The following is a 532-nucleotide window of genomic DNA, read 5'->3' as shown; positions in this document are numbered from 1 at the left end:
GCATCGTGGCGGCGGAGGCGGCCAAGTACAAGGACGTCGACGGCGTCATCCTCACCGGCATGACCCACCTGCCCGCCCTGCCGGTGCTGGGCCTGGGCGCGGCGCTGGGCATCGGCCCGGCCCTGCTCGACCCGGTGCTGGGCAAGCGCGGCACGGACCCGCTGTGGTTCGCCACCCGGCCGGGCGCGCGCGGTCCGCTGTTCTACCACGCCCCCAACGCCGACCCGAAGGCCATCAAGGCCGACGAGGACACCAAGGACGTGGTGTCGGTGCCAGGCATGGGCACGGTGGCGGTGTTCGGCATCATCCTGCCGACCACGCTGGGCATCAACGTGCCGGTGTTCCAGGCGGTGGGCCAGAAGGACATCCTGTTCTGCGGCCTGCTCGCGCTGCGCGACTGCACCTCCGGCAAGACGCTGCGGCCCGCCGAGGCGCCGTACTACTCGCCCGCGGCCAAGCTGGAGACCTACACCCTGCCCAACGCGGGGCACTCGCTCGGCCTGCACAAGAACGCGCACGAGTACCGCGAGGC

The 532-nt window shown here is 72.0% G+C and carries 1 pseudogene; it reads left to right on the top strand.

From position 1 onward, the window contains the following. Nucleotides 1-532, top strand: a pseudogene (locus CCN39_RS49105) (alpha/beta hydrolase); the annotation flags it as partial.

The sequence above is a fragment of the Amycolatopsis kentuckyensis genome (assembly GCF_002155975.1).
GTDB classification, from domain to species: domain Bacteria; phylum Actinomycetota; class Actinomycetes; order Mycobacteriales; family Pseudonocardiaceae; genus Amycolatopsis; species Amycolatopsis kentuckyensis.
This window is presented reverse-complemented; position numbering and strand designations above follow the sequence as displayed.